Origin of the sequence: Arenibaculum sp., assembly GCF_035998295.1 — a bacterium.
Taxonomy (GTDB): Bacteria; Pseudomonadota; Alphaproteobacteria; order Azospirillales; family Azospirillaceae; genus DASYHS01.
On record NZ_DASYHS010000285.1, the window covers coordinates 1 to 23,028 of the forward strand.

The window sequence follows — 23,028 nt, forward strand, 5'->3', positions numbered from 1 at the left end:
CGTGATCGAGACGACCGGACTTGCCGACCCGGCCCCCGTTCTCCACACGCTGATGACCGACCCGCTGATCGCCGCCCGGTTCCGGCTGGACGGGGTGGTCACGACGGTGGATGCCTGCAACGGCGACTGGCAGCTGGACTGTCAGCGCGAAAGCGTCAAGCAGGTGGCGGTCGCCGACCGCATCGTGTTGACCAAGACCGACGTCACAGAGCCCGCGCTGACCGCGCGCCTGCGGGAAAGACTCCACGCCCTGAACCCCGCCGCCCCCGTCGTGGAGGCGGTGCTGGGCGACGTCGACCCGTCACGGCTGTTCGATGCCGGACTGTACGACCCCGCGACCAAGAGCCCCGACGTCCGCCGCTGGCTCAAGGCCGAGGCCTACGCGGATGGCCATGGGCATCACGATCACGATCACGGCCACGGCCACGGCCACGATCATGACGTCAACCGTCATGACGACCGCATCCGGGCGTTCTGCATGGTGCTCGACGAACCGGTGTCCTGGGACGCCTTCGCCGGATGGATCGACACCCTGACGACGCTGCGCGGGCCCGACATCCTCCGGATCAAGGGTATCCTGCGGCTGCGCGAAACCGAGTTGCCGGTGGTCGTCCACGGCGTCCAGCACGTGTTCCACCCGCCGGTGCGATTGGAAGCCTGGCCCGACGAGGACCGGCGTTCGCGGATCGTCTTCATAACGCGCGACCTCGACCGTGCCACGGTCGAGGAGATGTTCCGCGCCCATCTCGGCGGCTGACAGAACGCAGACGGCGCCTCCGGGAGATCCCGGATGCGCCGCCGCCGCCGAAACGGGTTCGGACCTTACTCCGCGGAAGGACCGATCACGGTGGTGTCGGCTTCCCCGTACTCGTACTCCGGCGCGATCTCCAGATCGGCCTCGGTCATCGACGTGACCAGGTCCCCGCTCTCGGGCTGGACCTCGAGCTGGGCCCAGTCGATCGCGATCCTGCGCTCGCCGATGCCGAGGAACCCGCCGCGCGCGATGATCGCACGCTGGATTTCCCCGGTCTGCGGATCGACGACCAGATCCTCGATCTGGCCGATCTCCTCGCCGCCGGTCCCGATGACGTTGCGGCCGATCACGTCTTCGGCGGCGACCTGCCCGGCCGGCGCGCCGACGTCGGGCTGCGGGGCCTCCGGCGTGGGCAGGGCCGCCTGCTGTTCACCGACCACGGGCTCGACTTCGACCTCGGCCTCCGCTTCGGCCTCGGGAGCCGCAGCGGCTTCCGGAGCCGCGGCCTGGGCCTCGGCGCCGGTGGGAACGGTTTCACCGTCGCGCTCGAGGGTGATCTGCGGCTCGCCGGCCTGCTCGAACACGACCTCCGGTTCGGCCTGCTCGATCGTGACCTGCGGATCGCCGGGCTGCTGGAGCATGACCTGGGGCTGCGACTGCTGCAGCTGGACCTGCGGCTCGGCCTGCTGCACGCTGACCTGCGGTTCGGCCTGCTGCACCATCACCTCAGGCTCGGCCTGCTGGATCGTCACCTCGGGCTCGGGCTGCTGGACCGTCACCTGCGGCTGCGGCTGCTGGACCGTCACTTCGGGCTGCGGCTGCTGGACCGTCACCTCGGGCTGCGGCTGCTGGACCGTCACCTCGGGTGCCGCCTGCTGGACCGCGATCTCGGGCTGGGCCTGTTCCACCTGCACCTGCGGAGGCGCCTGCTCGACCACGATCTCGCCGTCCTGTTCGGCCTGCTGGGCGCCCTGCTGGCCACCCTGCTGGATCGACGCCGCTGCCGCCTGCTCGGGCACCACGACGACCCGCTCGACCGCGAGGACGAGCCCGTCGAGCGCCTGGTCCACCTCACGGTAGCCCTCGGCACCCTGGACCGACATCGCCTGCTCGGCAGCCTGGAACTGCTGCTCGATCTCCGCGGTCTGCTGCTGGTCCAGTCCGGCCTGGCCGAGCGCGTTGCGCATGGCGGCAAGCGCCTGCTCGAGTTCCTGGCGCGCCTGGTCGACCGCCGGCCCGGTCTCGCCCTGCTCGGAAAGCTGGACGTATTCCTGCCGGGTCTGCTGGAGCTGCCGATAGGCCTGCTGGAGTTCCTGCTGCCCAGCCTGGCCCGGCTGCTGCGCTTGCAGCCGCTGCGCCTGCTGCGGTTCGACCCGCAGGGTGGGCTGCTCCTGCTGCTGGGCGAAAACCGCCGGGGCAGCCAGGCCGCACAGGACGGCCGTCGTCACGAGGAGCTTGCTTCGCATCTGGCTCTCCCAATCGCTTGGTTCTAACGGCGGGGTCCCGTTCGGGGGAGCCGTCCGCCTCGTCGCCCGAAGCAACCGTAGCTGTGCCGCGAAGTTCCCAGTTCACTTTTCCCGACGGGGTAGATAGGCCCTCACGGCCGATCCGCCACCGCCACCGTCACCCCCTCCCGCGCGGCGAACACGCTGGACCAGGCGGCACGCGCCTGGGTTTCCATCCCGTCCATGAAGTCGTCGTCATGATCGGGGTCGTGGTGGAACAGTGCGAGCCGGCGCGCCCCCGCCAGCCGGCAGAGGCGCACGCCCTCGTTCCACGTCGAATGACCCCAACCGACGCGCTGGCGCCATTCGTCCTCGGTGTAGGTGGCATCGTAGATCACGAGGTCCGCGCCGGCGATCAGGTCCAGCACCCGGTCGTCGGCTTGTCCCGGAACGTGCTCGGTGTCCGTGACATAGGCGAGGGCTCGTCCTTCGTGCTCTATCCGGAATCCCGTGCTTCCATCGGGATGATGCAGGGGCGAGGTCCGGACGCGGATGCCGTCGCCAAGCTCGAGGGTGGACCCCAGGTCGAAATCCTCGAAAGCGAAGTCGGCCTCGAGATCGCGCAGGGGCACGGGGAACAGCGGCGGCTCCATCAGCCCGCCAAGCACCGTGCGCAGATCCGGCTTTCCGTCCCTGCGCGCGGCGTGGACATCGCAGGAGAAGCCGGGGGAGAACCCGGGCGCGAAGAAGGGAAAGCCGTTGACGTGGTCCAGGTGGAGATGGCTCAGCAGGATCGTCGCCCGCCGCGCGCCCGCGTCGACGAGGTGCTTGCCCAGAGGCCTTAGGCCGGTCCCGCCATCCAGTATGATCGTCCGGCCGGCCACCTCGACCTGCACGCAGCTCGTGTTGCCCCCATAGCGCATATGGTCCGGAAACGGGCAGGGGACGGTGCCGCGCACGCCCCAGAAGGTAACCTCGAATGGCATTAAGCTCGCCCGAACTCCGAGTGGTTGTACCCCTACTGTAGACAGTTGGTGACTTCGGTCCAGTGACACCAATCACTCCGGGCTTGTATGATCAGGAAAGCCGGTCGAGGATCGGTCCTCCTCGCGATCGCGCTTCCATGGCCAAGCTGATCCTCTTCAACAAGCCCTACGGCGTGCTGCCCCAGTTCACGGACGCGGAACTGGGCCGTCCGACGCTCGCCCGCTATATCGACGTGCCTGGAATCTATCCGGCCGGGCGGCTCGACCGGGACAGCGAAGGGCTGCTGGTACTCACGAACGACGGTCCGCTGCATGCGAGGATCGCGCATCCCCGCCACAAGCTGGCCAAGACCTATTGGGTGCAGGTCGAAGGAATTCCGCCTCGGGATGCCGTGCAGCGCCTCGAAGAGGGCATCGATCTGAAGGACGGGCCGACCCTGCCGGCACGCGCGCGGCTGATGGACGAACCCGAGGGGCTGTGGCCTCGCGATCCGCCGGTGCGCCATCGGGCGCTGATCCCGACCTCCTGGCTGGAGCTGACGCTCACGGAGGGCCGCAACCGGCAGGTACGTCGCATGACGGCGGCAGTGGGTTACCCGACTTTGCGCCTGATCCGCTGGGCGATCGGCCCCTGGTCGCTGGACGGTCTGGCACCCGGCCAGTGGCGGGAAGTTCCCGCCGTGCTCAGATCCGATACGCCAGCCGGACGGCGCCCCAGTGCCGGCCGAGCACGATGACCGGCGCCGAGACGTCCTTCATCATCGCGAACTGCCCACCGCCCATGTCGCGCCGATAGGTCTGCAGCAGGAAAGGTCGCGTGTTGCGTCCCGCCGCGAGGCCGACGCGGTCGTTGAAGATCCGGCGGTTGCGGCTGTTCGCAGCGTTCCAGGCAGGATCTCCGGTCCGCTGGGGCTGCGAGAAGCGTGCGTTGTGCGTAGGCAGGTAGCCGTTGCGGTCGACCGCCGCGCAGAACACGACCCGCTCGTCCAGGGCGGTGACCGGCTCCTGGATCGATGGCAGGACGGCGTCGGTCAGGCCCGTGAAGCGGGTCGTGACCTGTTGCGGCTCGGTGCCGGGAACCGGCACGTAGCGCTCGTCGAACAGGTCGTCCAGGGCGATCCTGCCCGTCTGCACCGCGTCCTCCAGCACGGCCGCCACGCGTGCGGCGGTTTCCCTTGCCGCGCGAATGAACGGGGTATCGACGGTCTCGATGTCCAGTTCGGCCGTCACGCCGATCAGCCGCTCGCTGATGCCGAGCAGATTGACCGCCCGGTCGCGCGCCGCGGCAAGGTCGCGGGCCGAGAGATCCACGTCCGCCGACATGCCGTCTATGCGCCCCTGAACCGAGCGGCAGCGCCCCCCGATGTCCGACGCCGCCTCATCGATGCCCGACGTCTCCCGGTCGACGTCGGCCATGGCCTTCCCCACGGTCTCGAAGATGGACCCCAAGGCGGCGGTACCCTCCGACACGACCCGGGCCGTGCCCATGCTGGCGGTGCTCTCCTCGATGAGCCTGCTCGCCTGTTCGTTGAGCTGGCGCAGCGTCGTGTCGATCTCCGCCGTCGCCTCCGCCGTCTTGCCGGCAAGCGCCTTCACCTCGCCTGCGACGACGGCGAAGCCCCTGCCCGCCTCCCCGGCCCGCGCAGCTTCGATGGTGGCGTTGAGCGCCAGCAGGTTCGTCTGCTTCGCGATCGCCGCGATCTCGCCTGCCACGCGGCCGATGCGCACCAGCGCCTCCCGGAGGCCGTTCAGCCCCCCTTCCATGCCGGTGACCCCCGCCACGAGCGCCTGGATGGCTTGGAGCGATCCGTCGAGCTGCGCTTTCGCGCCGTCCACGTCGCCACGCGCCCCCTGGGCCACGGCACGGGTGCTCTTCGCCGCCTGCGCGATGGACACGGCGCCCATGGCCATCTCCTTCGCGTCGAGCCTCAGAGCGCCGAAGATCTCGGCCTCGCGTGCCACCCGGGCGCTCACGTCCTCGATGCAACCCGCGACGTCGGCGATCTCTATGCCGAGTTTGCCGGCATCGCTGGCGACCGTGCCGATCAGATCGGTTCTGGTCCGAGTGTCAACACTCATGGGACATTCCTCGCACCTTCGTTATACAGCCGTCTCCCTTGGAGTAATAATATGCCGAAACAGCACTAACTACCACCCGGACGTCAGATATAGCGGACACCGGTGCAGAATACGCCGTTGCGACGACGGCGGAGGTTTGTGCCTCGGCTAGGTTCTTCCGCCGAGCCGGGCATCGAGGCGTTCGTCCTCGAGCCCGGCCGGTTCCTGATGCACGAGAACTTCCGCGTTCGGATAGGCTTCGAGCAGTATCCGCTCCACCTCGTCGGTGACGTCGTGGGCCTGGGCGAGCGTCAGATGACTGTCCAGTTCCAGGTGGAGTTCGATGAAGACGCTGGACCCGGCGTTGCGGGTGCGCAGATCGTGCATTCCCCGGGTCTGCCGATGCGCGAGAACGAGGTGCTTTATCTGCTCGCGATCGGTCTGGGGCAACTCCCGATCCATCAGGACGTCGAGTGATCCGCGGGCAATGCTCCAGGCGCCGCGCATCAGGAAGGCGGCGATCGCGAAGGCGAAAAGAGGGTCGAAGTAAACCCATCCCGTCGCGCCGGTGAGCAGAAGCGACGCGACGACGGCGAGGTTCATCAGCAGGTCGCCGCGGTAGTGCAGACTGTCCGCGTCGACCGCCAGCGACCCCGTTCGGCGCACGACGTGGCTCTGGAAGGCCACGAGCCCGAGCGTCAGGACCATCGCGAAGACCATGACTGCGATGCCGACCCAGCTTTCCTGGACCTGGGTGGGCCGGAAGAGGCGATTGATCGCCTCGTAGATCAGGAACACGCCCGAACCCGTTACGAAGGCGGCCTGGGCGAGGGCTGCGAGTGGCTCCGCCTTTCCGTGGCCGAATCGATGCCCTTTGTCCGGAGGGCGCAACGCCTGGCGCACCCCGAAGAGGATGACGACCGACCCCAGGAGATCCATGCTCGAGTCGATCAGCGACGCGAGCAAGCTCACGGACTCGGTCAGAAGATAGGCCGCGAACTTGGAGAGAATCAGGACGCACGCGACTGCGACGCTGGCATAGGTGGCTGTCCGGCGCAGCCGCGCATGATCGTCCCCGGTTCCCGCCTCCGATAGTCCGTACATGCGGCGTCGACTTTCCCTTGCTACGGGAAGAGGCGCTCGGTCCTCCAGCGGATCGTACCGCCCGCCTCGCCGTCGGGATGGTAGACGACGCGGTCGTGCAGGCGGAAAGGTCGGTCCTGCCAAAATTCGATCCGGCGCGGCAGGATACGGAATCCGGACCAATGCTCCGGACGCGGGATCGCCGAGATGCCGAATTTCGCGGTATATTCGGCAACCCTCTTTTCGAGTTCCCAGCGTCCTTCAAGCGGGCGCGATTGGCGTGACGCCCAGGCTCCGATCTGCGATCCACGCGGGCGCGACGCGAAATACTCGTCGGCTTCCCCGGGCGTCACCGCCTCGACCGCTCCTTCGACCCGTACCTGTCGGCGCAGGCTTTTCCAATGAAAACACAAGGCGGCGTTGGGATTGGCCTGGAGCTGGTCGCCCTTCCGGCTTTCGAGGTTGGTGTAGAACACGAAGCCGAGCGGATCGAAGCCTTTCAGCAGCACCATTCTGACGGAGGGAACGCCAGCCGCGTCCGCGGTCGCCAGCGCCATCGCCGTCGGATCGTTCGGTTCCGACCGCTGGGCTTCGGCGAGCCATTGGTCGAATAGCCCGTACGGATCAGTACCGAATGTGTCGTTCATCTGTGACATCTGTCATAGTTGGGTCGGAAACGCCGGTTACGCTACAATAGTCTGGAAACCCGCGCATGCCTCCCGGCATGTCGGGAAGAGCCCGTGCCGCCGGCGACGTCAAGGCGGCGGCACAACGATGCGAGGCACTGTCGAGAGATGCTACGGAAAACTTTGATCGCCGGCGTTGCTACCGTCTTCCTGGCGGGCTGCACCACGGGCATGGGTACCAAGGAAGGCTTCGGAACGGTGGGCGGCGCCGTCGCCGGCGGCTTGGCCGGTTCGGCCTTCGGCAGTGGCACCGGCCAGTTGGTCGCCGTCGGCGCGGGCACGCTGCTGGGCGCCTTTCTCGGCAGCGAAGTCGGCCGCTCCCTCGACCGGGCGGACCGGTTCCATGCCGACCAGGCGGCAAGCCGCGCCTATGCGGCTCCCGTCGGCGAGACGATCTCGTGGAGCAACCCGCAAAGCGGGAATTCGGGGGTCGTGACCACCACGCGTGAAGGACGAGCCAACTCGGGTGCCTATTGCCGCGAGTACCAGCAGACGATTACTGTTGGCGGGCGGACGGAACAGGCATTCGGCGTCGCTTGCCAGCAGCCGGATGGTTCTTGGAAGATCGTTAGCTGAGGCCGACGCGCAGGCGTCCCGCCGGTCCGGCTCCGCGCATGTCGCCGTCCAGCAGGGCGGCGGCATGCCCGCAGATCCGCGCATTCCCTCCCACCTATCAGCAGGACGCCTACGCTCGTGGCCAGTATGCGTGATCCCTACCAGGTACTCGGCCTGGGCCGTTCGGCCTCGGCCGACGACGTGAAGCAGGCATACCGGCGCCTCGCCAAACAATATCACCCCGATCTGAATCCCGGGCGGGGCGACATCGAGCAGCGGTTCAAGGAGGTATCGGCCGCCTACAACCTGCTGTCCGATCCCGAGAAGCGGGCTCGCTTCGACCGCGGCGAGATCGACGCGACCGGGAATGAGTCGCCGTCCGGCGGGTTTCATCGCTCCCGCTCCGGCCGGACCCGCACCGAAGGCTTCTCCGGCTTCGATGCCGACGACCTCTTCAGCGACCTGTTCGGCTCGCGCCGGCGTCAGGCCGATTCAGCCAATCCCGGCGCCTCGCGTGGTTTCGGAGGGCGCGGATCGGATATCGCATATTCCGTCACCGTCTCCTTCACCGAAGCCGCCCTCGGGACGAAACGGCGCATTTCACTGTCGACCGGCAAGAGCCTCGACGTTGCGATCCCGCCAGGTACCGAGGACCAGCAGAAGCTGCGGCTGAAAGGACAAGGGGTTGGTGGCGCCGGGGACGCCATCGTCGAGGTTCACGTCGAACCGCATCCGTTCTTCGTGCGCAAGGAATTCGATATCCATCTCGATGCGCCGGTGAGCCTGCCCGAGGCAGTCCTCGGTGCAACGATCAGGATCCCGACCCTCGAGGGGCACGTGGCGGTCAAGGTGCCTGCCGGAAGCAACACCGGAAGCGTGCTTCGCCTCAAGGGCAAAGGAATCCTGGACGCCAAGCGGCGGGTCCATGGCGATCAGTACGTGAAGCTGAAAGTCGTGCTGCCCGACCCGCCCGATCCGGAACTTACGAATTTTCTCGAAAGATGGGCACGTGACCGGAGCTACGACGTCCGCAGCAAGGCTGGGTTCGTCTGACACGTCCCGGCACCTCACCCATTTTCGAATCCGCCGCGGCCGCTCCCGTTAACTTGTGATTAACCATAATCGATGCCTCATCAGGTGGGGCGGCCAGCGCGTGCCGGGCCCGTCCACGGCAAGACGCCGCCGGAGATCCTGAAGAGGACCGAAACCGTGAAACGCATCCTTCTCGGCGCTACTCTGCCCTTCCTCGCTTTCGTCGCTCCGTTCGGCGCCGGTGCGACCTCTCCGTCCGCTACGGAGACGCCGGCCGCGGGGGCGGTCACTTCCGCGGCGGCCGGGCAGCGCGCCGCCGCCGACCCGATCGACGCGGAAGCCATGAACCTGCTGCAGCAGGTCCTCGACCGCGTACGCAGCCAGTATGTCGACACCGTTCCCGACGAGAAGATCATCGAGGCTGCGGTGAAGGGGATCCTGACGTCTCTCGACCCGCACTCCTCGTATCTCGACACCAGCAGCTATGCCGATATCCGGGTCCAGACCAGCGGCGAGTTCGGCGGCCTCGGGATCGAAATCACGGTCGAGGACGGGCTCGTGAAGGTCGTCTCCCCCATCGACGACACGCCCGCGTCGCGCGCGGGCATCAAGCCCGGCGACTTGATCGTCAAGATCGGCGACGAGGCCGTTCAAGGCATGACGATCAAGGATGCGGTCGAGCGGATGCGCGGCCCCGTCGGCACCCCCGTCACCATTTCGGTCAGGCGCGGCGAAGACGAGCCGTTTCCGCTTACCCTCGAACGTGCCGTCGTACGCAGCCAGGCGGTGAAGTACGAGACCGAGGGGAATGTCGGCTACATCCGGATCACCAGCTTCACCGAGCAGACGCAATCCGGCCTGGAGAAGGCACTGGCGGAAATCGAGCGGAAGCTGGACGGGCGCGTCGCCGGGTATGTCGTCGACCTGCGCAACAATCCCGGCGGGCTGCTGATGCAAGCGGTTTCCGTCGCGGACAGCTTCCTGGATTCCGGGACCATCGTATCGACCCGGGGCCGCGGCGACGTCGAGACGCAGCGTTTCGAGGCGGCGCCCGGCGACCTCACTGGCGGCCGGCCGGTGATCGTGCTGGTCAACGGTGGCTCGGCCTCCGCTTCGGAGATCGTGGCAGGCGCGCTTCAAGACCACGGCCGCGCGGTACTGCTCGGCACGCAGTCCTTCGGCAAGGGATCGGTCCAGACGATCATGCCGCTCATCAGCGGCAAGCATGCCGTGAAGATGACGACCGCGCGGTATTACACGCCGTCGGGACGATCGATCCAGGCGGTCGGCATCACGCCCGACATTTCCGTCGAACAGGCGAAGTTGGAGCCTGTCGAACAGACGGCAGCCCGCCGCGAGGCCGACCTGCCCGGCGCCCTCGGAGGCAAGAACGGCGAGCGCGCAGCCGACCACGCGGCCGAGCACCCGGCCGACGGACCTGAAACGGCTGCGACCGCGGTCGCAGCTACGGAAAAGCCTTTCGACTACCAGCGGGCTCGTGCGGTCGACCTGCTGACCGGCATGGCTGCGTTCCGCCAGCCCGTCATGCAAACCACCCCACAGTTCGTGGAACAGAAGCTGACGGAGCCAACCGGCTCCTGAACGCGCAAGGTCGACAGATGGCGCGCTCCTCCACTCAGGGGCGCGCCACCTGTGCTTCCGGCCTGACCTCCCGGACGCGCTCCTCCAGCAATCTCTTGACGGGAATGCAGAGCAGATCCTGGGAGGAACGCTCCGCGGCACTCAGCAACCCTTCGCACCTGGCTTGCCAAGGCTCATCGAGGCTTCCGATCCCGCGGATGTTTCCCCGCATGCCGATATGGAGCGCCTTCAGCAGGTCGTAGAGCGTCGCCTCTCCGAGGTCGCGGGTCGCGACCCACGCGCCGCCACCGCTCATACGGGCAACCCAATGAGCGTGGCGCAACTGCTCCAGCATACCATCTATCACGGCGGCCCCGACGGGGATGCGGCCGACCAGGGTGCGTCTGCGCATCCCGACACCGAGCCGCGCCGCGGCCTGGAGTTCTTTCAGCACCGCGAGCGCCACCACGACCCGCTGGGCAGGCAGCAGCCCCTCCGGCCCGATATTGCTGATCAGCCCCGCCCGCCATTCCGGGAGGGCAGCCGCGACCTCCGCGCCGATCAACACGGTGGACCATGCGATATACAGCCAAAGCAGAAAGATCGGGACCACGGACAGGGCGCCGTAGATCGTCTGATATGTAGGGAACGCCGTCACGTACCAGCCGAACGCCGCCTTGGAAAGCTCGAGCAGTATGGCGGCCGACACGGCGCCCACCAGCGCGTCCTGCCACCGCACCTCCCTGTTGGGGATCATCAGGTAGATCAGGAAGAAGCCCACGAGCTCGATCGCGCCGGGGAGCAGCACTCCCCAACCCAGCCACGGGACATTGGCGACCTGATCGAGACGCAGGCTGGCAAACAACGAACTCGACAGACTGAGCGCGGCGCCAAAGAGGAGCGGGGTCATTGTCAGCAACGCCCAGAAGGCGAGAATCCGGATCACCAGCGGGCGAGGTTCGCTGATCCTCCAGATGGCGCTGAACGAACTTTCGATGGTCCAGAACAGCAGAACCGAGGTGACCGCCAGGCCGACAATGCCGAAGCCGGTCAGGCGCCCCGCATTCGCGGCGAACTGGTTCAGGTTGTCGATCAACGCCTCGCCCACTTCCGGAACGAAACTGGCGATCAGAATCCGCTGGGCCTCCCCCAGGAGTGTCTCGTAGGCGGGAAAAGCCTGGAATATCGTGAAGAAGATCGTCATCAGCGGCACCAGCGCGAGCAGCGAGGTGTAGGTCAGCGCCGACGCCGTGGTCAGACACTCGTCCCGAATGAAGCGTCGCGACAGGAACTGCGTAAAGCTCGCGACCTTTCGCGGCTTTCCCCGGAACTCCCTGAGGAGCCCCGGCAGCTTGGTCAGCCCTATCTGCATTCAGTCCGTCCCAAGGCAAGGCCGCGTTTGACCGGGAGGGGCATTCGTGTACGATGCGCCCCGGATTCTTCCGGCATTCAGAATATCCGAGAGGCTTCGATGACCAGCACCTCTTCGCTCATGGCGGGCAAGCGCGGCCTGATCATGGGCGTGGCGAACGATCGCTCGATCGCCTGGGGGATCGCCAGTACCCTTGCCGCACATGGCGCGGAACTCGCATTCACCTACCAGGGTGATGCTCTGCTCAAGCGGGTCAAGCCGCTCGCCGAATCCGTGAACTCCCGGATTCTCATACCCTGCGACGTATCGGACGACTCCAGCATCGACGAGGCTTTTCGGACAGTTGAGGGGATTTGGGGCGGGATTGATTTCCTGGTTCATGCGATCGCCTTCTCGGACAAGGCCGAACTGGATGGCAAGTATCTCAACACGACACGGGCGAACTTCGCCCGCACGATGGACATCTCCTGCTACTCCTTCACTGCCTGTGCGCGTCGGGCGGCATCGCTGATGAAGAGCGGGGGAAGCATGATCACGCTGAGCTACTACGGTGCCGAGCGCGTGATCCCCCATTACAACGTGATGGGTGTCGCGAAGGCGGCGCTCGAGGCCAGCGTCCGCTATCTCGCGACCGACCTTGGTCAGGAAGGCATCCGCGTCAACGCGATCTCGGCGGGTCCGATCAAGACGCTTGCGGCCAGCGGCATCGGGGATTTCCGTTACATTCTCAAGTGGAACGAGTTCAACGCGCCGCTCCGCAGGAATGTTTCGATCCAGGAGGTCGGCGGCTCCGCCCTGTATCTGCTGAGCGACCTCGGCAGCGGCGTTACCGGCGAAGTCCATCATGTGGATGCGGGTTACCATACGGTCGGCATGATGTCGGTCGAGGGGGCTCCTGACAATGCACAACTCCTCCAGAACATGGTCCAGAGCACTGTGAGCGTGGACAAGGCCTGAAGCCATGGCCGGGAACAGCTTCGGCACCCTCTTCCGCTTCACGACCTGGGGCGAGAGCCACGGTCCCGCAATCGGCGTCGTCGTGGACGGCATGCCGCCGAGGCTCCCGCTCGAACAGGCGTATGTCCAGCATTTCCTGGACCGCCGGCGCCCGGGCCAGTCGCGCTTCACGACCCAGCGCCGCGAGCCGGACACGGTCCGCATCCTGTCGGGCGTGTTCGAGGGCATGACGACCGGCACGCCCGTGATGATGATGATCGAGAACGAGGACCAGCGCTCGAAGGACTACGGCGAGATCGCGACCAAGTTCCGGCCAGGGCACGCCGATTACACCTATTGGGCGAAGTACGGCGTCCGTGACCATCGGGGCGGAGGACGCTCCTCGGCCCGCGAGACGGCAAGCCGGGTTGCGGCGGGCGCTCTCGCCCGGCGGGTGCTCGGGCCCGGGATCGTGATAAGGGGCGCCCTCATCCAGGTCGGGCCGCTCCGGATCGACAGAAACCGCTGGGACTGGGACGAAGTCGACCGCAATCCCTTCTTCTGCCCGGATGCGGAGACGGCGGCATGCTGGGCCGATCATCTCGACGGCGTCCGCAAGGCGGGCTCCAGTGCCGGGGCCATCGTCGAGGTGGTGGCGAGCGGCCTGCCGGCCGGCCTGGGCGATCCGATCTACGACAAGCTCGATGGCGATTTGGCGCGGGCGATGATGACGATCAACGCGGTAAAAGGTGTCGAGATCGGCGACGGCTTTGCCGCTGCGGAGCTGTCGGGCGAGGAGAACGCCGACGAAATGAACATGGGCAACGACGGCCGGATGCGGTTCCTGTCGAACCATGCCGGCGGCATCCTGGGCGGCATTTCGACCGGCCAGGACATCGTGGTCCGTTTCGCGGTAAAGCCCACGAGTTCGATCCTTACGCCCAGGAGGACGATCGATCTGGAAGGCAACGCCACCGAGATCGTAACCAAGGGCCGCCACGACCCCTGTGTCGGCATCCGCGCCGTCCCCGTTGGTGAAGCCATGATGGCCTGCGTACTCGCGGACCACCTGATGCGGCATCGGGCACTCGACGCCGGCGTCCCGCCGCCCGCCTTCCAGCCGGGCTGACGGCCAGGACGGACGATCAGTCCAGGTCGAAAAAGGGCACGTCGATCGCCACGCCGGGGATCAGGGCGTCGCCCGCGGCCGCAATACCCGCAAGCGCCACCAAGGCGGCGACCGCGCTCAACGCGCACAACCCGAAGCCCGCCACCAGGACGGCACCGTCCCGCTCGACCAAGCCGAGCGACAGGGCAACCAGCGCGAAAGCCGGGAACCAGCCCAGCAGCGGAACCGGCAGGATCAGCACGAAGCATAGGAATATGCACAGCGCGCCGATCAAACGCTCGACCGGCCCCGAAGAAAGGATCGCGCCCCGGGGCCTTACCCAACGTTCGGTGCGACGCAGCCGCGGGATCATCCGGTCGAGGACCTGGGCCACCAGCGCCCGGTCGGCACTTAGCCGTAGAAGCCATCCCGGCAGCCACAGCGTCCGACGGCCCAGCATCATCTGGGATGCGATCAGCACCATGGGCACGCCGAGGATCGTTGCCGCCCCCCACGGCAGCGGAAGGATGTTCGGGAGCGACAGGATCAGCATGAAGCCGCCGAAGGCCCGGTCGCGCAGCACCACGACGAAGTCTCCGAGCGTGACGCGCCGCTCCGGAAGCGAGTGGCGGAACTCCGCAAGCAGGTCGGTCACCCGCGGCGACATCCGGGGTTCTGCGACTGTTTCGGAGGTCATGGGTTCTGTCTATCGCAGCGATTCGGGCGGCGCCAATGTAATCGCTTCCAAATTGATTCACCATGGGCGCCCGAGACGGCCGATCGCCGGCAAGTAACATGCATTTTAGGTTCTTTTTCGAAACGGTCCGGGCGTGTTATGGTCGTGTCGCAGGCTGAGGTCATCAATCACGCAAAAGAGAGCATCTTCCTCCATGATCCGTCCGCTGCCGCCGGCCCTGTCGCGACTCCCCGGCGGGACCCGCTGACGGATGTTCGATGCTCCGGCGGCCAGCACGGTGTTCACGGCTCGTTGCGAAGCTGCCGGCCACGTCACCATCTCCCTCAAACCGGTGGATACGCCGGAAGGCCTCACCCACGCCATCGAGGAATTGGCGAACCACTGCTTGCGGACCGGGTACCCGGTCGACGAGGAGTTGGAGTTCGAAGGCTGCGAGGGAAAACCCTGGCGCTGGCGCATCGTTCTTTTGCCCGATCCCGATCACCCCCGCAGCCGCGCACTCGGGACCCTGCGTCGCGCCGACGGCGGCGGCAACGATGCCGCGCAGATGCCGGCGCAGCTCCAAGAGGCGCGCGACCTTCTCCGCCTGGTTCTCGATGCGACGAGGGACGGAATCATCGACTGGGACCTCGATGGCAGGAGAGTCTGGTTCTCGCCGCGTTGGAAAGCCCTTCTCGGCTACCAGGACCACGAATTGCCCAACGATGTCTCGACATGGAAACGGCTCGTACTGCCCGAGGACCAAGCACTCGGCATTCGTCTGGTACGCGACCTGTTCACGGACAGCCGCAGCCGCGATCCGGGGCTGACGGTCCGACTGAGACACAAGGACGGGTCCATCCGACACATGCTGGTGCGGGCCACCTCCGTCCAGGATGCGGCCGGCAAGCCGATGCGGATGATCGGGGCCTACACCGACGTCACGCAGATCATGGAAGCGCAACGTGCGCTGCTCGAGGCCAAGGAGGAGGCTGAACGAGCGAGCAAGGCCAAGTCCGTGTTTCTCGCGCTGATGAGCCACGAGCTGAGGACTCCGCTGAATGCGATCATCGGTTTCTCGGGGTTGATCGCCGACGAGGCATTCGGCTCCTTGAGCGACCCCCAATACTTGGACTGTGCGCGCGACATTCTCGCCGGCGGCCGGCAACTTCTCGCAGTCATCAACGATATCCTCGACCTTGCCCGGCTCGAAGCCGATGGCACGGAACTCGACCTGCGCCCGACAGCACCGGACACCATCCTTTGCGATGCGGTCCTGGCCCACGAAGCCGCCGCAGCCGCCGCCGGTCTCGAACTGCGTGTCGAGTCCGAACCCGGCCTGCCGCTCCTGCTGGCCGACCGGTCGATGATGGCTCGGGCCGTTGCCAGCCTCGTGTCGAATGCCGTCAAGTTCACGCCGGGCTCCGGCCGGGTGGTGGTGTCTGCCCGCAGGGCCGAAGGCGGTGCGGTGGCGCTGTCGGTCCAGGATACCGGCATCGGCATGGACCCGAGCGACGTGCCGCTGGCGCTGGAGCCCTTCAGCCAACTCGAAAACCTGTTCGTGCGCCAGCGGGACGGCGTCGGCCTGGGACTGCCGGCAGCCCGCCGGATCGCCGAACTGCACGGGGCGGCCTTCTCGATCGAGACGCTGCCCGGCTCGGGGACGACCGTCGTCATCGGCTTTCCTCCCGGACGGACGACGCAAGCATCTTGAACGCCGCAGCACTTCAATTCCCTCCGCCCGCGCTCTAGGCTGGACGCCGGCCCGATCGAGGAGGAAGAGATGCCCCAGCCCGGCAAGGTGATGTCGCTGCCCGTTCCGGCGGAAGAGACGCTCGACGACGACATCCACGCCTATTTCGACAAATGCCGCGACAAACTCGGCATGGTGCCCAATGTACTCCGGGCCTACAGCCTGCGCCCGGCGAAATTCCGGACGTTCACCCGGCTCTACAACGAGTTGATGCTCGGCGACAGCGGGCTGAGCAAGCTCGAACGCGAGATGATCGCTGTCGTCGTATCCTCGGCCAACCGGTGCTACTACTGCCTCGTCGCCCACGGCCAGGCCGTACGGCACCTCTCCGGCGACCCGCAACTCGGTGAAATGCTGGCCATCAACTACCGCGTGGCGGAACTGGAGCCGCGCCCGCGCGCCATGCTCGACTTCGCCTGGAAGCTGACGACGAGCCCTCATCTCATCGAGGAAGCCGATCGGGACGCCCTGCGTGCGGCCGGTCTCACGGAAGAAGAAGTCTTCGATGTCGCGGACACCGCGGCCTTCTTCAACATGTCGAACCGCATGGCCGCGGCAGTTGATATGATCCCCAACCCCGAGTACCACGGCATGGACCGTTAGGTTCATCATCTCCGGTCCGGAGTTCCCATGGTCCGCTTCCTCGTCCGCCTGTTCGCCGCGATCGGGCTGCTCGCCCTGGTTCTTGTCGTCGGGGGCTCGATCGCCGCGTGGCGCTTCATGACGGCCGAGGAGCCAACCCCCGAACGCATCGTGATCGAGTTCGATTTCGATCGCGCCCTGATCGAGTATGTTCCGCGCGACCCCGTTGCCGAACTCCTGTTCGGCCGGCAGCCGGCACTGCGCGACCTCGTCGACGCGCTGGATCGTGCCCGCATGGATCCTCGCGTCCATGGCATGGTCGCGCGGTTCGGGGGGGACCGGTTCGGCTTGGCCGAAGCGCAGGAACTGCGCGCCGCGGTCGAGCGGTTTCGAGACAGCGGCCGCTTCGCTCTCGCCTTCGCCGACAGTTTCGGTGAGTTCGGGCCGGCGAACGTCGCCTACTATCTGGCCTCCGGGTTCGATGAGATCTGGATGCAGCCGGTCGGCATGCTCGGGTTGACGGGCATCTCGGCTGAAGTCCCCTTCGCACGTGAAGCGCTCGACAAGCTGGAGATCGATCCGGAAATCGCACAGCGCGAGGAATACAAGACCTTCGCCAACCTGTTCACCGAGACCGGCTTCACTCCCGCCCATAGGGAGATGACCGAGAGCCTCGTCAACGAGCTGTCCGACCAGCTCGTCGGCGGAGTTGCGCGCGGGCGGAACCTGACGCCCGAAGCGGTGACGGCCGCGATCGACCGGGCACCTCTGCTCGACCGCGAGGCGGTGGAGGCGAAGTTCGTCGACCGGCTCGGCTATGCCGACGAGATCCGCGAGGCGGCGCTCGCGCGAGCCGGTGCCGGCGCCGGCTACATGGACGCCCTCGACTACCTCGACGCGGCCGGCCGGCCCAATGTGGACGGGCCGAAAGTGGCATTGATCTTCGGCGTCGGCGGGATAGAGCGCGGCGAAAGCGGAGTCTCTCCGCTGCTGGGCCAACCCTCCATGGGCGCCCAGACCATCGTCCACGCCTTCGACGAGGCGATCGACGACCCGGCGGTGCGCGCGATCCTGTTCCGCATCGACAGCCCCGGTGGTTCGGCGGTCGGATCGGAATCGATACGCCGGGCCGTGCATCGAGCCCGGCTCGCCGGCAAGCCCGTCGTCGTGTCCATGGGCGCCTCCGCCGCCTCGGGCGGGTACTGGATAGCCATGGGGGCCGACCGGATCCTCGCCCAGCCGGGCACGCTGACCGGTTCGATCGGCGTGGTCGCCGGGAAGATGGTGACCGACGGTCTGTGGCAGGAACTGGGGATAAGCTGGGAAAGCGTCGCGCGCGGGCGCCATGCGACGATGTGGTCGGCGCTCACGGTCTTCAGCGAAGAAGAGCGCGAGCGCCTGGCGGCCATGCTCGACGACCTGTACGGCGCCTTCACCGCGAGAGTGGCCGAGGGACGCGACCTCCCCGTCCCCGCCGTGCGCGACATCGCCAAGGGGCGCGTCTGGACCGGCAGCCAGGCGCACGCGCTCGGCCTCGTGGACGAGCTCGGTGGCCTGGAAGAGGCGCTTGCTTCCACCCGCGGCCTCATGGGCCTGGAGCCCGGCGCACCGGTCCGCATCGACACCTATCCGCGCCCGGCCGACCGTTTCGAGCGTCTGCTGGCGATCGCGACCGGCAGCCGGGTTGGCGAAACGGCCCTTGCGACCAGGCTGCGCTCCCTGACGGGGCACCTGGAGCCGATGCTGCGCATCATGGCGGCCGGCCACGTGCTGACCGCTCCCGACGTGCGGATCGGGACCCGCTAAGCCGGCGGGTCCCGATCCGTCACGCCATCCGTTCGGCGGCGATCAGGAACTCCTTGTTGCCCTCGGGCCCGAGGATCGGACTGTCGGTCAGTCCGAGCACGCGCCAGCCCGGCTGGCCCTCGATCCACGCCGACACGGCGTCGCATACCTCGCGGTGCAACTCCGGGTCGCGCACCACCCCTCCTTTGCCGACGCGCCCCTTGCCTACCTCGAACTGGGGTTTGACCAGGGCCACCAGCCGCGCGCCTGGCCGCGTCAGCGCCAGCGGCGCCGCCAGAACGACCGGCAGGCCGATGAAGCTCGCGTCGCAGACCACGAGGTCCATGGGCTCGGACACCTGCGTCGCCGTCAGGTGTCGCGCGTTGGTCTTCTCCAGGACGACGACGCGCGCGTCCTGACGCAGCTTCCAGGCCAGCTGCCCATGCCCCACATCCACCGCGTAGACCCGCGCCGCACCCCGCGCGAGCAGCACGTCGGTGAAGCCGCCAGTCGACGCACCGACGTCCAGGCAGACGAGGCCGGTCGGGTCGATGCCGAAATGATCGAGCCCCTTGACCAGCTTCAAGCCGCCGCGGGAGACCCAGGGATGATCCTGTCCCTTGACGGCAAGCGGCGCCGAAGCGGAAAGGAGCTGACCCGCCTTCTCCACCCTCCGCGTGTCCGACAGCACCAGGCCCGCAAGGATCAGCGCCTGCGCCTTCGCGCGGCTCTCCGCGAGGCCCCGCTCGACGAGGAGGACGTCAGCACGTTCCCGCTTGGCGGTCCCCGAACCGGCCATTTCCCATCCTTCCCGCCCGGAATCGCCTCCAGGCTCGTTCAACCATGACAATCCGGCCAGTCCCGCTGTTAGCGAAAACATGACCGTCTACTTTACCAGCGATACGCATTTCGGGCACGGCTGGGCGCTTCGCTTCCGTTCCCGTCCCTTCGCCTCGGTCGACGAGATGGATGCGGCGATGATCGAGCGCTGGAACGCCGTCGTCGGCCCGGGCGACGAAGTCTGGCATCTCGGCGACTTCTGCATCCATCGCGACGCCCGCAGGGCCGGCGAGGTCCTGGCGGTGCTGAACGGCCGCAAGCACCTCGTCGTCGGCAACAACGACGGGCCGGAAACGACGATTCTCCCCGGCTGGCTGAGTGTCGAATCCTATGTGGAGCTCGAACTCGACGGCACGCGGCTCATAATCTGCCACTATCCGTTCCGGACCTGGAACGGTATCGGCAGGGGCGCCCTGAACCTGCACGGGCACAGTCACGGCCGCCTCAAGCCGATCACCCGCCAAGTGGACGTCGGCGTCGACGTCTGGGACTACCGGCCGATCACCCTCGACGAGATCCGGGCCGGGCTCGCCAGACGCGCGAGGCGCGTCGGTGCGGAACCCCTGCCCGACGACGAAATTCCCGAAGAAGCTTAGATCCCTGCGATCAGGCCCGCGCGCCTCCCTTGACAGCCGTCTCGACCCCGAGCGCGGTGAGTGCCGCCGCCACGATATGCCGCGCGGTCAGGCCGGCGTCCTCATACTGGCGGACCGGCGAGTCGTGCTCGATGAAGCGGTCGGGAAGCACCAGCGGCCGGATCTTGACGCCGCCGTCGAGCAGCCCGGCATGGGCGAGGTAGTGCAGGACGAAGCTCCCGAACCCGCCGACGGACCCTTCCTCGATCGTGATCAGCACCTCGTGGTCGAGGGCCAGCCGCCGCACCAGATCCTCGTCGAGCGGCTTGGCGAACCGGGCATCGGCCACCGTGGTCGACAGGCCCCGGGCGGCAAGCTCCTCGCCGGCCGACAGGCATTCCTGAAGCCGGGCGCCGAAGCTCAGCAGCGCCACTTTCGTCCCCTCGCGCAGTACGCGGCCCTTGCCGATCGGCAGGACCTTTCCACGCTCTGGCAGGTCGACGCCCGTACCCTCGCCGCGCGGGTACCGCACCGCCGACGGCCGGTCGTCGATGTCCGCCGCGGTCGCGACCATATGGACGAGTTCCGCCTCGTCGGCCGCCGCCATCATCACCATGCCCGGCAGACAGCCGAGATAGGCCACGTCGAACATGCCCGCATGGGTGGCGCCGTCGGCCCCCACCAGTCCGGCCCGGTCGATCGCGAAGCGTACCGGCAGCGACTGGATCGCGACGTCGTGCACGACCTGGTCGTAGGCGCGCTGCAGGAAGGTCGAGTAGATCGCCGCGAAGGGCTTCAACCCTTCGGCGGCGAGACCGGCGGCGAAGGTGACGGCATGCTGCTCGGCGATGCCGACGTCGAAGAAGCGCGCCGGAAAACGGTCGGCGAACAGGTCCAGCCCCGTCCCCGAGGGCATCGCCGCCGTGATCGCGACGATGCGGGGGTCGTCCTCCGCCTCCCGGACCAGGCTGTCGGCGAAGACGCGGGTATAGGAAGGCGCGTTCGCCTTCGACTTCGCCTGGGCGCCGGTCACGACGTCGAACCGGGTGACGGCGTGCAGCTTGTCGGCCGAGGCTTCGGCGGGCGGATAGCCCTTGCCCTTGCGGGTCACGACGTGGACCAGCACCGGACCCGGATCATCCATGTCGCGCAGGTTCTGCAGCACCGGGAGCAGGTGATCGAGGTTGTGGCCGTCGATCGGCCCGACGTAGTAGAAGCCGAGCTCCTCGAACAAGGTGCCGCCGGTCACGAGGCCGCGCGCGTATTCCTCCGCCCGGCGCGCCGCCTGCTTGAGAGGGCGCGGGAAGTGCTCGGCGATGTCCTTCGCGAAGTGGCGCAGGCTGAGATACTGCTTGGACGAGATGAGGCGCGACAGGTAGGCGCTCATCGCGCCGACGGGCGGCGCGATCGACATGTCGTTGTCGTTGAGGATCACGAACAGCCGCGAGTCCATCGACCCGGCGTTGTTCATGGCCTCGTAGGCCATGCCGGCGCTCATGGCGCCGTCGCCGATCACGCAGACGACGTTGCGCCGGATCCCGTCCAGCTCGCTGGCCACGGCCATGCCCAGCCCCGCCGAGATCGAGGTAGAGCTGTGGGCCGCCCCGAACGGGTCGTACTCGCTCTCCGAGCGGCGGGTGAAGCCGGACAGGCCCTCCCCCTGGCGCAGCGTCCTGATGCGGTCGCGGCGCCCGGTGACGATCTTGTGCGGATAGGCTTGGTGCCCGACATCCCAGATCAGGCGGTCATGCGGCGTGTCGAACACGTAGTGCAACGCCACCGTCAACTCGACCACGCCGAGGCCGGCGCCGAGATGCCCTCCCGTCACCGACACGGCATCGATCGTTTCGGTCCGGAGCTCGTCCGCGAACTGCCGGAGCTGGTCCGGCTTCAGCCGCCTGATGTCCGCTGGGAGCTGGACGCTGTCGAGCAGGGGAGTTCTGGTGGCTTCGGTCAATACGACCTCCCGGTTGGTCAGGCGCGCCGTTCTACGACGAATGCGGCGACGGCCTTCAGCATGTCGGCCCGATCCTCGAAGATGTCCAGATGCGATGCCGCCTGTGCGGCCAGCAGACGCGCCTGGGAGCGGGCACGATCGACACCCAGGATCGAGACGAAGGTGGCCTTGCCGGCGTCGGCGCCGGCCGGCTTGCCCGTGACGCTCGGATCGCCCTCCGTGTCCAGGAGGTCGTCCGCGATCTGGAACGCGAGCCCCAGGTCGTGCGCGAACTTGTGCAGGGCGCTGCGTTGCGGCGGCGACGCCCGGCCGAGGATCGCCCCCGCCTCGCAGGAGAAGGCGATCATCTCTCCGGTCTTCAGGCGCTGCAACCGGGTCGTCTCGCCTATGTCGAAAGTCTGCTTCTCGGCGATCAGGTCGAGCATCTGGCCGCCGACCATGCCGTGCGGCCCGGCCGCCCGCGCGAGCGCGGCCACCAACTGGCAGCGGATGCCCGGGTCCTCGTGGGTGCGGGGATCGGACAGGACCTCGAACGCATAGGTCAGCAGCCCGTCTCCGGCGAGGATCGCCGTCGCCTCGTCGAAATGCCTGTGCACGGTCGGACGGCCCCGGCGCAGGTCGCTGTCGTCCATGGCCGGCAGGTCGTCGTGGATGAGCGAGTAGCAGTGCACGAACTCGATCGCGACCGCCGTGCGTATCGCGCTGTCCGTCGATACGCCGAACAGCCCGGCGCTCTGCAGCACCAGGAACGGGCGCAGCCGTTTCCCCCCGCCGAGACAGGAATAGCGCATCGCCTCGTGGAGCTGGGCCTCCGCGAGGTCCACGCGCGGCAGCAGCAGGCCGATCTCCTGCTCGACGAGCTCGGCGGTGCTGGCGAGCGCCGCCTCCAGCGACGGGGTCACCGCTCGATCCGCGCCGGTTCGAGGCCGAGCGCACCATCGGCGGCGACGGTAATCCGTTCCACCTTGGCCTGGGCTTCGCGAAGCTTCGCCTCGCAATGCCGCTTGAGCGCCGTGCCGCGTTCGTAGGAGGAGATCGCCTCGTCGAGCTTCGCCCTGCCCTCCTCGAGCTGGCGCACGATCCGTTCGAGCTCCGCAAGCGCGTCCTCGAAGCTCATCGCCGCGATGTCGGGTGGAATAGCAGAATCGACCATATCAATCCCATAACGAGAAGGCCGGGCGACTTTAGGGCGATGGCCGAGCCTCCGCAAGCGCCCCGCAGGGGCCGACCGCCGCATCCCCCGGACGCCCATGCTTCCGGAGCA

The 23,028-nt window shown here is 67.3% G+C and carries 22 protein-coding genes; 11 read left to right on the forward strand and 11 right to left on the reverse strand.

Annotated features, from left to right (window positions below):
- Positions 1 to 757, forward strand: a 757-nt coding sequence (locus VGO20_RS27140; RefSeq protein ID WP_327505542.1) for a CobW family GTP-binding protein, incomplete at its 5' end; no start/stop codon positions are given.
- A gap of 65 nt (positions 758 to 822) precedes the next feature.
- On the opposite strand, the gene VGO20_RS27145 is transcribed toward VGO20_RS27140, so the two are convergent.
- The gene (locus VGO20_RS27145) at positions 823 to 2,220 is read right to left on the reverse strand and encodes a PRC-barrel domain-containing protein (RefSeq protein WP_327505543.1); all 1,398 of its coding nucleotides are present in this window, start codon (positions 2,218 to 2,220) and stop codon (positions 823 to 825) included.
- Positions 2,221 to 2,351: 131 nt separating this feature from the next.
- Complete coding sequence (locus VGO20_RS27150; protein WP_327505544.1) at positions 2,352 to 3,185, reverse strand: MBL fold metallo-hydrolase; 834 nt, start codon at positions 3,183 to 3,185, stop codon at positions 2,352 to 2,354.
- A 137-nt stretch (positions 3,186 to 3,322) separates the two neighbouring features.
- On the opposite strand from VGO20_RS27150, the gene VGO20_RS27155 reads away from it, so the two are divergent.
- Positions 3,323 to 3,922: a pseudouridine synthase gene (locus VGO20_RS27155; protein WP_327505545.1), complete on the forward strand. Its 600-nt coding sequence runs from the start codon at positions 3,323 to 3,325 to the stop codon at positions 3,920 to 3,922.
- Here the strand turns inward: VGO20_RS27155 and VGO20_RS27160 are convergent.
- The 3 genes from VGO20_RS27160 to pdxH all read right to left on the reverse strand — a co-directional run bounded on the left by VGO20_RS27160 (position 3,870) and on the right by pdxH (position 6,982).
- Positions 3,870 to 5,264, reverse strand: a complete 1,395-nt coding sequence (locus tag VGO20_RS27160; protein WP_327505546.1) for a methyl-accepting chemotaxis protein — start codon at positions 5,262 to 5,264, stop codon at positions 3,870 to 3,872. The genes VGO20_RS27155 and VGO20_RS27160 overlap by 53 nt on opposite strands.
- A gap of 147 nt (positions 5,265 to 5,411) precedes the next feature.
- Positions 5,412 to 6,347 (reverse strand): cation diffusion facilitator family transporter, encoded by a 936-nt coding sequence (locus tag VGO20_RS27165; RefSeq protein WP_327505547.1) that lies wholly within the window; start codon positions 6,345 to 6,347, stop codon positions 5,412 to 5,414.
- A gap of 20 nt (positions 6,348 to 6,367) precedes the next feature.
- Entirely contained in the window at positions 6,368 to 6,982 is a 615-nt protein-coding gene (gene pdxH, locus VGO20_RS27170) for a pyridoxamine 5'-phosphate oxidase (protein ID WP_327505548.1), read from the reverse strand.
- 138 nt (positions 6,983 to 7,120) lie between these two features.
- Between pdxH and VGO20_RS27175 the strand changes: the two genes are divergently transcribed.
- From VGO20_RS27175 to VGO20_RS27185, 3 genes are all read left to right on the forward strand, one after another.
- The gene (locus VGO20_RS27175; RefSeq protein WP_327505549.1) at positions 7,121 to 7,588 is read left to right on the forward strand and encodes an RT0821/Lpp0805 family surface protein; all 468 of its coding nucleotides are present in this window, start codon (positions 7,121 to 7,123) and stop codon (positions 7,586 to 7,588) included.
- Between the two features lie 126 nt (positions 7,589 to 7,714).
- On the forward strand, positions 7,715 to 8,620 hold the full coding sequence (locus tag VGO20_RS27180) for a J domain-containing protein (RefSeq protein ID WP_327505550.1): 906 nt from the start codon (positions 7,715 to 7,717) through the stop codon (positions 8,618 to 8,620).
- Positions 8,621 to 8,776: 156 nt separating this feature from the next.
- The gene (locus VGO20_RS27185) at positions 8,777 to 10,201 is read left to right on the forward strand and encodes a S41 family peptidase (protein ID WP_327505551.1); all 1,425 of its coding nucleotides are present in this window, start codon (positions 8,777 to 8,779) and stop codon (positions 10,199 to 10,201) included.
- 34 nt (positions 10,202 to 10,235) lie between these two features.
- On the opposite strand, the gene VGO20_RS27190 is transcribed toward VGO20_RS27185, so the two are convergent.
- Positions 10,236 to 11,552: a YihY family inner membrane protein gene (locus VGO20_RS27190; RefSeq protein WP_327505552.1), complete on the reverse strand. Its 1,317-nt coding sequence runs from the start codon at positions 11,550 to 11,552 to the stop codon at positions 10,236 to 10,238.
- 99 nt (positions 11,553 to 11,651) lie between these two features.
- Between VGO20_RS27190 and fabI the strand changes: the two genes are divergently transcribed.
- Both fabI and aroC read left to right on the forward strand, forming a co-directional pair.
- Positions 11,652 to 12,509 (forward strand): enoyl-ACP reductase FabI, encoded by an 858-nt coding sequence (fabI, locus tag VGO20_RS27195; protein WP_327505553.1) that lies wholly within the window; start codon positions 11,652 to 11,654, stop codon positions 12,507 to 12,509.
- A gap of 4 nt (positions 12,510 to 12,513) precedes the next feature.
- Positions 12,514 to 13,617 carry a chorismate synthase gene (gene aroC, locus VGO20_RS27200; RefSeq protein ID WP_327505554.1) on the forward strand — a complete coding sequence of 368 codons (1,104 nt, stop codon included), beginning with the start codon at positions 12,514 to 12,516 and terminating at the stop codon, positions 13,615 to 13,617.
- 16 nt (positions 13,618 to 13,633) lie between these two features.
- On the opposite strand, the gene VGO20_RS27205 is transcribed toward aroC, so the two are convergent.
- Positions 13,634 to 14,251, reverse strand: a complete 618-nt coding sequence (locus VGO20_RS27205) for an exopolysaccharide biosynthesis protein (protein ID WP_327505555.1) — start codon at positions 14,249 to 14,251, stop codon at positions 13,634 to 13,636.
- A gap of 292 nt (positions 14,252 to 14,543) precedes the next feature.
- Here VGO20_RS27205 and VGO20_RS27210 point away from each other — a divergent pair, with 292 nt between their 5' ends.
- The 3 genes from VGO20_RS27210 (at position 14,544) to sppA (ending at position 18,413) form a co-directional block, all read left to right on the forward strand.
- Positions 14,544 to 15,986: a PAS domain-containing sensor histidine kinase gene (locus VGO20_RS27210; protein WP_327505556.1), complete on the forward strand. Its 1,443-nt coding sequence runs from the start codon at positions 14,544 to 14,546 to the stop codon at positions 15,984 to 15,986.
- 69 nt (positions 15,987 to 16,055) lie between these two features.
- Positions 16,056 to 16,628, forward strand: coding sequence for a peroxidase-related enzyme (locus tag VGO20_RS27215; protein WP_327505557.1), 573 nt, complete (start codon positions 16,056 to 16,058; stop codon positions 16,626 to 16,628).
- Between the two features lie 27 nt (positions 16,629 to 16,655).
- Positions 16,656 to 18,413, forward strand: a complete 1,758-nt coding sequence (sppA, locus tag VGO20_RS27220) for a signal peptide peptidase SppA (protein WP_327505558.1) — start codon at positions 16,656 to 16,658, stop codon at positions 18,411 to 18,413.
- 19 nt (positions 18,414 to 18,432) lie between these two features.
- On the opposite strand, the gene VGO20_RS27225 is transcribed toward sppA, so the two are convergent.
- Entirely contained in the window at positions 18,433 to 19,191 is a 759-nt protein-coding gene (locus VGO20_RS27225; protein WP_327505559.1) for a TlyA family RNA methyltransferase, read from the reverse strand.
- Between the two features lie 79 nt (positions 19,192 to 19,270).
- Between VGO20_RS27225 and VGO20_RS27230 the strand changes: the two genes are divergently transcribed.
- Complete coding sequence (locus tag VGO20_RS27230) at positions 19,271 to 19,828, forward strand: metallophosphoesterase family protein (RefSeq protein WP_327505560.1); 558 nt, start codon at positions 19,271 to 19,273, stop codon at positions 19,826 to 19,828.
- Positions 19,829 to 19,838: 10 nt separating this feature from the next.
- On the opposite strand, the gene dxs is transcribed toward VGO20_RS27230, so the two are convergent.
- The 3 genes from dxs to VGO20_RS27245 are packed head-to-tail and all read right to left on the reverse strand — an operon-like array spanning position 19,839 to position 22,917.
- Complete coding sequence (gene dxs, locus VGO20_RS27235) at positions 19,839 to 21,764, reverse strand: 1-deoxy-D-xylulose-5-phosphate synthase (RefSeq protein WP_327505561.1); 1,926 nt, start codon at positions 21,762 to 21,764, stop codon at positions 19,839 to 19,841.
- Between the two features lie 17 nt (positions 21,765 to 21,781).
- On the reverse strand, positions 21,782 to 22,666 hold the full coding sequence (locus VGO20_RS27240) for a polyprenyl synthetase family protein (protein ID WP_327505562.1): 885 nt from the start codon (positions 22,664 to 22,666) through the stop codon (positions 21,782 to 21,784).
- On the reverse strand, positions 22,663 to 22,917 hold the full coding sequence (locus VGO20_RS27245) for an exodeoxyribonuclease VII small subunit (RefSeq protein ID WP_327505563.1): 255 nt from the start codon (positions 22,915 to 22,917) through the stop codon (positions 22,663 to 22,665). Before VGO20_RS27245 ends, VGO20_RS27240 begins: the two co-directional genes overlap by 4 nt.
- Between the last annotated feature and the right edge of the window lie 111 nt (positions 22,918 to 23,028).

Excerpts from the sequence above, each read along its gene's own strand:
- VGO20_RS27145 (WP_327505543.1), bottom strand. The coding sequence starts at position 2,220 with ATGCGAAGCAAGCTCCTCGTGACGACGGCCGTCCTGTGCGGCCTGGCT.
- VGO20_RS27150 (WP_327505544.1), bottom strand. The coding sequence starts at position 3,185 with ATGCCATTCGAGGTTACCTTCTGGGGCGTGCGCGGCACCGTCCCCTGC.
- VGO20_RS27155 (WP_327505545.1), top strand. The coding sequence starts at position 3,323 with ATGGCCAAGCTGATCCTCTTCAACAAGCCCTACGGCGTGCTGCCCCAG.
- VGO20_RS27160 (WP_327505546.1), bottom strand. The coding sequence starts at position 5,264 with ATGAGTGTTGACACTCGGACCAGAACCGATCTGATCGGCACGGTCGCC.
- VGO20_RS27165 (WP_327505547.1), bottom strand. The coding sequence starts at position 6,347 with ATGTACGGACTATCGGAGGCGGGAACCGGGGACGATCATGCGCGGCTG.
- pdxH (WP_327505548.1), bottom strand. The coding sequence starts at position 6,982 with ATGTCACAGATGAACGACACATTCGGTACTGATCCGTACGGGCTATTC.
- VGO20_RS27175 (WP_327505549.1), top strand. The coding sequence starts at position 7,121 with ATGCTACGGAAAACTTTGATCGCCGGCGTTGCTACCGTCTTCCTGGCG.
- VGO20_RS27180 (WP_327505550.1), top strand. The coding sequence starts at position 7,715 with ATGCGTGATCCCTACCAGGTACTCGGCCTGGGCCGTTCGGCCTCGGCC.
- VGO20_RS27190 (WP_327505552.1), bottom strand. The coding sequence starts at position 11,552 with ATGCAGATAGGGCTGACCAAGCTGCCGGGGCTCCTCAGGGAGTTCCGG.
- fabI (WP_327505553.1), top strand. The coding sequence starts at position 11,652 with ATGACCAGCACCTCTTCGCTCATGGCGGGCAAGCGCGGCCTGATCATG.
- aroC (WP_327505554.1), top strand. The coding sequence starts at position 12,514 with ATGGCCGGGAACAGCTTCGGCACCCTCTTCCGCTTCACGACCTGGGGC.
- VGO20_RS27210 (WP_327505556.1), top strand. The coding sequence starts at position 14,544 with ATGTTCGATGCTCCGGCGGCCAGCACGGTGTTCACGGCTCGTTGCGAA.
- VGO20_RS27215 (WP_327505557.1), top strand. The coding sequence starts at position 16,056 with ATGCCCCAGCCCGGCAAGGTGATGTCGCTGCCCGTTCCGGCGGAAGAG.
- sppA (WP_327505558.1), top strand. The coding sequence starts at position 16,656 with ATGGTCCGCTTCCTCGTCCGCCTGTTCGCCGCGATCGGGCTGCTCGCC.
- VGO20_RS27225 (WP_327505559.1), bottom strand. The coding sequence starts at position 19,191 with ATGGCCGGTTCGGGGACCGCCAAGCGGGAACGTGCTGACGTCCTCCTC.
- VGO20_RS27230 (WP_327505560.1), top strand. The coding sequence starts at position 19,271 with ATGACCGTCTACTTTACCAGCGATACGCATTTCGGGCACGGCTGGGCG.
- VGO20_RS27245 (WP_327505563.1), bottom strand. The coding sequence starts at position 22,917 with ATGGTCGATTCTGCTATTCCACCCGACATCGCGGCGATGAGCTTCGAG.